Below are 7,547 nucleotides of genomic sequence, written 5' to 3'. Positions count from 1 at the left end.
CGGGCAGTCTCAGGCATCCCCCGAGCTGATCCCGGAGGAAGGGTCACCCCCCGGTTCTGACATCGCCTAATCCGCTTTCGACACTTCTGCAGCGGTTCGCTTGCGCTCGCCTCTCTCGACCGTGCCTGCCGGAATCTCGTCCCGGCGTTTCCGCAACGCTCACCACCACGGCTTTTGACCGCAGCAGCTTGCGGTGGCTTGAGATCAGCACCTGATTGCCGAACCCGAAGGGCCCTCCTTCATCTCTCGTACAGTTCCGCATCGCCGGTACTCATGGCGATGCTCGTGACACACGACCCTCAACGGACATTGCGGCCAAGGATTTTCTGCCCAATGGGTCCGTGCAGGGCCTGTTTCGAAAGGCCGATCGTGGTAATCTTTCCGTGAAGCTGCTCTTCGAGACGGGATGAGCCGAGATCTCCGTTAGAGCCGAATGGGCAGCGAGGATGCTGTCGGCAGGCATCGTACCCTTCTAAAACCGACAATCTTTTGTGCCGGTCTCGCACTGAGCATTCGCAGTGTGCGCGTGGGCGCACGGCGATGATAGCGCGAAACTGCTATTTCGACCGCAACGACGAGGGAACGCCATGAGACAGAATTTTGGACCGTTCATAACCGCGCTGTTGGTAGGGACATTCGCCACCGCGGCCTGGGGACAAGGACTCGGCCGCGTGCATTTCGAGACTTCGTGCACGCCGCAGGCACAGGAGAAATTCGATCGCGGCTTGGCGATGGTGCATTCATTCTTCTATCCGGACAGCGTCCAGGCCTTTACCGAAGCCGCTGCCGCTGATCCGCAATGCGCCATCGCCTACTGGGGCATAGCGATCAGCCAGCGCCCAAACCCGCTGATCGTGCCGCTGACAGCAATAGCTTTGAAAAATGGATTGGATGCGGTGGAAAAGGGCAAGACGATCGGCGCCAAGACCGAACGCGAGCGCGACTGGCTCGCGGCGATAGAGCCTTACTACAAGGAGTTCGACAAGGTCGATCAAACCAAGCGCGGGCTTGCCTACGAAAAGGCGATGGAAGCGCTGATGCAGAAATATCCGGATGATACGGAGGCGGCCATTTTCTACGCGCTCGCTCTCAATGAGACGGCGCTGCCTAGCGACAAGACGTTCGCGAACCAGCTCAAGGCCGGGGCCATCCTTGAAAAGGTCGAGGCAAAACTACCGGATCATCCGGGCGTGCTGCACTATCTAATCCACACCTACGACTACCCGACGCTGGCGCAACGCGGTCTTGAGGCCGCGAACAGATATGCCGAGGTCGCGCCCGCGGCGCCGCACGCCCAGCACATGCCCTCGCATATCTACTCCATGCTCGGGATGTGGACACAGTCGGTCGCTTCGAACACGAAATCTCGGGCGATCGCCCAGGCGGTGGCGGCAAGGCTCTGGCCGGGGGCGACATCTCCAGGCGAGCCGCACCTGCTGGATTTCATGGAATACGCGCTGCTGCAAATGGGACAGGAGGGAGCTGCGAAGCAGCTCCGCGACGACAGCAACGCTATAAAAAAGCTCGGGTTTGAAGCGGTCTACAGCTATACCGGGCTTGCGGCGGTGCCGGCGCGCTTCGCGCTGGAACGTCAGGCTTGGAAGGAAGCAGCCGTGCTTGAGCCGAGGGGCAGCCAGTTTCCACAGGCCGAGGCTATCACCTATTTTGCCCGCGCCATGGGATCGGCCCGCAGCGGCGCCCCTGACGCTGCAGAGCGCGAAGTCGCCAAACTCAAAGAACTCAACGCCGCGCTAGAAAATGCAAGTCAGTCCTATTGGGCCGCGCAGGTCGAAATCCAGATGCTGGCTGCATCGGCCTGGATTGCGCAGACAAGACGGGAGAACGAGCAGGCGCTGAAGCTCATGCGCGCGGCGGCGGATCTGGAGGACGACAGCGAAAAGCATATCGCGATGGAGAACCGGCTCTACCCGATGCGCGAACTGTTAGGCGATTTGCTGCTCGAACAGCAACAGCCGGAACTGGCTCTAACAGAATATGAGGCTTCGCTGGTGTCGACGCCTAGCCGGCTGCGCGGCTTGTACGGCGCTGCCAAGGCTGCGAAGGCCGCAAATCAGCCAGAGAAGGCCGTGGCATACTTCCGGAAGCTTGCCGAGATGACCAAGGACGCCGATACCGATCGGGTAGAAATCAGCGAAGCCAGAGCCTCCTTGATGCAGCAGTAAACAACCAAAAGAGACAATCAGAACGGCTCTCCTGCGCATGCGCCGGGCAGCCGACTGACGCCAAAACGATCATGATGCGTTCGATCCTCATCGCCGCCGTTGCGGGCGTGCTGACCGCGGTGCCGGCCTCGTACTTTTTGACGGCACCAGCCCGCCAAGGCCAGACCGTAACATCGGCTATTCCAGACAATGCAGTGTCAGGGATCACCAATGCCGCCGAATCGTGGCCGATCTGCTCGACCATGGCAGCAATGGTGGAAACGCCGGATTGGGCAGCGCTCGATCCCGATTTCGCAGCAGGCAAGCGAGCGATCGGCGTTGGTGATTGGGAGGGAGCAATAAAGGCGCTCACCAACGCGGCCCTTCGCGACGCCCGCAATGCGGAGATCCAGAACTACCTTGGCTACGCCTATCGCAGGCTGCGGCAGTTCGATCCAGCAATGCAGCACTATCAGCAGGCCCTGACCCTCAATCCTCGGCACCGCAGTGCGCACGAACATCTCGGTGAAGCCTATTTGGCCCAAGGTGATCTGGCGAAAGCCAAAGAGCATCTCGCCACTCTTGAGCAGGTCTGTCTCATCCCCTGCGATGAATACGACGATCTAAAGCGGGCGATCGCGGAGTACAACAGACTTGCGAACCGCTGATTTGCTGCAATGCATGAGTCCGGATATGACCCGTCGCGACATTTTGAGCGGCCAACTTCGGTCGAAAACGGGGCATAGCGGAAATCGACGGACAGCCATCTATCGCAGAGGGCGACGCTCGTGACCCATCTCTGCCGTTCGCCGATCAGTGCTGCTGTGACGCATAATGCGGCATTCCTACGATGATATGGTACGATATGCTGTTCGGGCTGAGAGGGGAGGCCATGAGGCGGCCCGAGTTCGTCGGGTTTGGCTAATAGCGCGATTGCGTTGCCGCTTGTGGCGCGCGCGCATTAATAAGCTCTTTGCCAAGGAGACACCCCATGAGCGAAGACGCGGGTTTTCAGTTCACTGACGACGCCGTCCCGAGAGTATACGAGGAGCTTCTGGTACCGCGGCTGTTCGAGCCCTGGGCGCTGCTCTTGCTTGATGAGTGCAATCTCCGTCCAAACGCGGTTGTTCTCGATGTCGCGACAGGTCCCGGAACGGTGGCACGGCTAACGGCCAAACGGATCGGTCCGGGCGGTCGCGTTGTTGCGACAGACATCTCACGCCCGATGCTCGACGTGGCCAACTCGAAGCCCTCCTCGCCAGACTCTGCGCCAATCACCTATATCGAATCACCGGCAACACCTTTGGCAGTTGAGAGCGCAGCCTTTGATCTTGTGGTCTGCCAACAGGGTCTGCAGTTCTTTCCTGACCGATTAGCCGCTCTCAGCGAAATGCGCCGTGTGCTCAAGCCGGGAGGACAATTGGCGATCGCCGCTTGGCGCCATATCGAGGATAACGCCTTCTATGCGGCCCTCCACGCGGCGCTGCGCGAGAGCGTTCCCCGCGATTTAGCGGACCGGCTCCGGGCACCATTCAGTTGGCCTGATGCACAAGTCCTCAAGAGTACGGTTGAGGCTGCGGGCTTTCACGAGGTCCGTGTTAGGAACGCAAGCTTGCCATTGATTTTCGAGGGCGGGATCGCTCAGGCCGTCAGAGCCCTCGCAGCAACTCCGCTCGCCCCGTCCCTCGCTACATTGCCCGAAGCAACGCGCCTCAGATTGAACGATGCCATCGGCGCATACCTTGCTCCACTTCTCAGGGAGGGAAAAGTGAGCGCCAACATGACTTCGAATATCGCCATCGCGCGCGCGTGAAACCCAGACGCAAAACAAATCTCCGCAGGAGACGGCCGATCCTGGCGCGCACGCACAAATTGCAGAGACGGAACTGCTGAGGCGCACGAGTCCGCAAGTGGCCCGACTGAGAAATCCTTGCCACCGCGATCGACGTCGGCTATCTGAGGTAGTGCCGACCAGATTTGCTCCAAGTGAGACTTTCGGCCTGTGACCCAGATGCGACATTCGCAGTGCTCCCAACTCGCCAATTCCGCAAGCCTGTGGCGTGCTCGCCTCCCGTCACCGAATGTTTTGTACAAAGACCTTGGGTTGAAAAGGTTGTCCGTAGCGGCACTGACCGCCGACTGCCGCGAGTCCAGCAACCTTCGGCCCGGCAGGTGTAATAGTCGACTTTTCCTAACGAACCGCCCGCTTGTAGTTGGCTGGTGTCGCGCCAGTAGCTCGTCGAAATGCGCGCGTAAAACTGGATTGTGATGAGAACCGGCAATCCAAGGCGATCTCACTGAGAGACAGCTTGCCTGTCTTGAGGAGCTTTTTGGCGCGCTCCAGCCGGCGTTCTCTAACGTAGCTATGCGGCGGCGCCCCGATACTGGCCGCAAATGCGCGCGTAAAATGGAACACGCTCAGACAAGCGATGCTCGCGAGATTGCTTACCGTAATTTCCTCGGTGAGATGGTCTTCAATATAGGCAAGCACGCGTCGCAGCCTTACGTTATCAAGCCCAAATCTTGGCTCGCGTTGCAAGCGATGCAGCGGACTTTCTGAGTGCTCGTGAAGCAGCCGCGCAGCAAAAAGAGGGATGCAGTTTCGACCAGCATACGCCCAGATGGCGTTGGATCTGACATTTCTCGCAGAACGGACAGAGCAATCTGGTTGATGACGCTGTCTTGGACGCCGGACGTGTAGCGGATGGATTGTCCGGGGAATTGAGGCAGGTTGAACTCGGTTTCCAGGCGGCTGAATGCGAGTTTTGGCAAGGTACAAGTTGAGCGACTTCCAATTCCGGGGACGCGATCCGGATCGCGTCCGCTCTGGCAGCCATAGGATTCAGCCAAATCGTCCCATTAGAGGGGCAGACTTTTCGCTGCTCTGCGCCGACTTTGCAGGTCACAGCTCCTTGATCTGAACCGTTGACTATGACCGCTACCTCCAAGTCCTGTCCTTCAGCCCCGGGTCCTTCACAGCTGGAATGAGATCGAAACTCTGCGAAAAGCGTTGACCATCCCAAATGGTCCGATGACCTGAGCAGCAGAGAGGCTGGGTATTTTCTAGAGCCTTCTGAAGACAGTGTATGCGACATGTCAGCTCAAACCTAATGTTAAGCCATAATGAGAGTGTGAAGTTAGACCACATACCGAGCGTTTATGTTAGCACACAACTTCCGTTCGGGGATTGAATGATCCGCTCTGATTTTGTCGTAAAAAAGCAAAGAAATCCACGATCTAAGTATCGGCGATTTAGCATCGGCATTCCATGGGAGCAGTTGCTTTACCACGGCATCCCGCGTCGCCGTCGACGAATCCAGGCGCTTTCGCTGTTAGGACCCAACACGATGCGGGTGCTACGTCAGCTACCAATCTTGATCCCCATGCTTCTGTCCATTACATGCGCTCATTCGCGTCTGATGATCCGCGTCTCGTAGAGGAACCAACTGCGTCCTTCGGCTTCGTCGATCCAAGTCTCAAGCAGGCTCGTCGTTGCAATGTCACGGCTGTCATCGCACATTTTGTGGGCGCGGCGCATTGCCGATTCGAATCTAAGGTTGTCCTCTCTCAGTTCAGAAAGCATCACTTGCGGGTAGGTATCCTCAGCCTCGCTGTCAATGATGCTTTGGAGACGGGCAATGTGCCCAATCGAACGGAGGGTCGTGCCGCCAAGCTTGCGCACTCGTTCGGCTAGCGGATCAGCTAGCTTAAGAATTTGGACACTCTGCTCATCGAGGAGAAGGTGATAGTCACGAAAATGTGGGCCACTCATGTGCCAACGGAAGTTCTTTGTCTTCAGGTATAGTGCAAACACATCAGCCAACAACCCGTTGAGCGCCGCACTGATTTCGCTGACACGATCGACCGGCAAATCATTGAACTCCCTGGCAGCGTCAATTCGCGCGCTGGTTTCGCTAACGGCTGTTATCATGGCGCTTCGGTTGCTCGCTTTTGATATTTGTTGATCGATTTTGCGTTTATCGCGGCTCAGCTGAGAAGGCCCCCAATGGGGTATTGGCGGGCGGCAAATGCCGCCGCGCCATAGACAGTTAGTTCGTCGCGGGTTCGAGATACCGGCGCACGCCCTGAGTCACCTGATCGATAGCTGCTTCGGTAGAGGGAACCTGACGCAGGGCGTTCAGCAGCACGAAGTCGTGGATCGTTCCGTTGTAGCGAACGGCATCGACCCTAACCCCCGCATCCTTCAGCTTGCGGGCATAGGCCTCGCCTTCGTCGCGCAGCGGATCGTTCTCGGCCGTGATGACGAGCGCCGGCGGCAAGCCCTTGAGCTCGTCGATGGTGGCGCGAAGCGGTGATACATAGGGGCTGTTGCGGGTCTTTGCGTCGGGAGCGTAAAGGTCCCAGCCATACTTCATGAAAGCGCGCGCGAGGAAACGACCAGTCCCATATTCGTGGTAAGACGCAGTATCGACACTGGCGTCGGTCGCCGGAATGAGAAGCACCTGGTAGCTGATCTTTGGCCCCTTGCGGTCCTTGCTTATAAGAGCAAGTGCGGCGGCCATGTTGCCGCCGACGGAGTTGCCGGCCACGGCGATGCGGCTGCCATCGGCGCCAAACTCGCCGGCGTGCTCGGAGACCCACTCCAGTGCAGCGTAGCATTCGTCCATCTGTGTCGGGAATTTTGCCGCTGGCAAGGGCGTGTACTCGACAAACACGCCGATCTGCCCCGAGCCGATGACGAGATCGCGCAGCAAGCGCTGATGGTTCTCGAAATTTCCGACGATCCAGACGCCCCCATGTATGAAGACCAGCACACCTGGTTTTCCGCTCACGTGCTCAGGCTTCATGATGTACAACTTCACGGCTCGACCATCTTGAGTGATGGTCTTCTCGATTGTCGTGACGCCCGACATGTCGACGGGCGTCTGCGATTGGAGCCCAGTGAGAACTTCCTGCGGCTTAGGTTGCGGCAGCTCCCAGAACGGGCTGTTGTCCTTGTTGATCTCGGCCAAGAATGAGCGGATCTGCGGATCGATCCGAGGGTCAGTCGCGGCGTTCGGGGCCGCTGAGGCAATGTGGGTCATGAGGCTTGCTCCGATTGTCAAGGCGGCGAGTTTGGCGGTGCGGTTCATGGGATTGGTCCGGATGTTTTGCGGCGCCTGTAGGCTTGCACGAGCTCATTTACGAGCTCTACCGAGAGCCTTCTGTCCCGTCGCTGCTGTTGTATTGACCGAATTTGCTGTGGCGGCGATCTACACGGACTGCCCTGCTGGACAGAATATGACCGTGCTCCTGGCAAGGTCCTATGTCGCCTTGTGTGCTGGTTTTTGGACGCCGGGATCATGGGAGCCTCCACACGATGAGGTCGCCGGCGGCCGAAAAGCGCCAAGGCACGAAGTCGCGGGAAGTGAGGCACCGGCCGGG

General features: G+C 58.5%; 6 protein-coding genes. 3 read left to right on the top strand and 3 right to left on the bottom strand.

All coding sequences use genetic code 11. The features are described from left to right. Positions 1-587 precede the first annotated feature (587 nt). The 3 genes from F758_RS0142370 to F758_RS46140 all read left to right on the top strand — a co-directional run bounded on the left by F758_RS0142370 (position 588) and on the right by F758_RS46140 (position 3,975). On the top strand, positions 588-2,183 hold the full coding sequence (locus tag F758_RS0142370) for a tetratricopeptide repeat protein (RefSeq protein WP_024513430.1): 1,596 nt from the start codon (positions 588-590) through the stop codon (positions 2,181-2,183). Between the two features lie 107 nt (positions 2,184-2,290). Then, on the top strand, positions 2,291-2,830 hold the full coding sequence (locus F758_RS46145; protein ID WP_198026712.1) for a tetratricopeptide repeat protein: 540 nt from the start codon (positions 2,291-2,293) through the stop codon (positions 2,828-2,830). Between the two features lie 323 nt (positions 2,831-3,153). Then, the gene (locus F758_RS46140; RefSeq protein WP_024513428.1) at positions 3,154-3,975 is read left to right on the top strand and encodes a class I SAM-dependent methyltransferase; all 822 of its coding nucleotides are present in this window, start codon (positions 3,154-3,156) and stop codon (positions 3,973-3,975) included. A 378-nt stretch (positions 3,976-4,353) separates the two neighbouring features. On the opposite strand, the gene F758_RS51360 is transcribed toward F758_RS46140, so the two are convergent. The 3 genes from F758_RS51360 to F758_RS0142345 all read right to left on the bottom strand — a co-directional run bounded on the left by F758_RS51360 (position 4,354) and on the right by F758_RS0142345 (position 7,207). Then, positions 4,354-4,653: a helix-turn-helix domain-containing protein gene (locus F758_RS51360; RefSeq protein ID WP_198026711.1), complete on the bottom strand. Its 300-nt coding sequence runs from the start codon at positions 4,651-4,653 to the stop codon at positions 4,354-4,356. Positions 4,654-5,568: 915 nt separating this feature from the next. After that, positions 5,569-6,093, bottom strand: a complete 525-nt coding sequence (locus F758_RS0142350) for a Dps family protein (RefSeq protein ID WP_024513427.1) — start codon at positions 6,091-6,093, stop codon at positions 5,569-5,571. Positions 6,094-6,211: 118 nt separating this feature from the next. Beyond that, a complete protein-coding gene (locus F758_RS0142345; protein ID WP_245286779.1) occupies positions 6,212-7,207 on the bottom strand; it encodes an alpha/beta hydrolase in 996 nt (331 codons plus the stop codon). Positions 7,208-7,547: the final 340 nt, after the last annotated feature.

The sequence above is a fragment of the Bradyrhizobium sp. ARR65 genome (assembly GCF_000472385.1).
Taxonomy (GTDB): domain Bacteria; phylum Pseudomonadota; class Alphaproteobacteria; order Rhizobiales; family Xanthobacteraceae; genus Bradyrhizobium.
This window is presented reverse-complemented; position numbering and strand designations above follow the sequence as displayed.

What these genes read in the sequence shown, in the direction of transcription:
- F758_RS0142370 (WP_024513430.1), top strand. Translation starts at nt 588, where the DNA reads ATGAGACAGAATTTTGGACCGTTCATAACCGCGCTGTTGGTAGGGACA.
- F758_RS46140 (WP_024513428.1), top strand. Translation starts at nt 3,154, where the DNA reads ATGAGCGAAGACGCGGGTTTTCAGTTCACTGACGACGCCGTCCCGAGA.
- F758_RS0142350 (WP_024513427.1), bottom strand. Translation starts at nt 6,093, where the DNA reads ATGATAACAGCCGTTAGCGAAACCAGCGCGCGAATTGACGCTGCCAGG.
- F758_RS0142345 (WP_245286779.1), bottom strand. Translation starts at nt 7,207, where the DNA reads ATGACCCACATTGCCTCAGCGGCCCCGAACGCCGCGACTGACCCTCGG.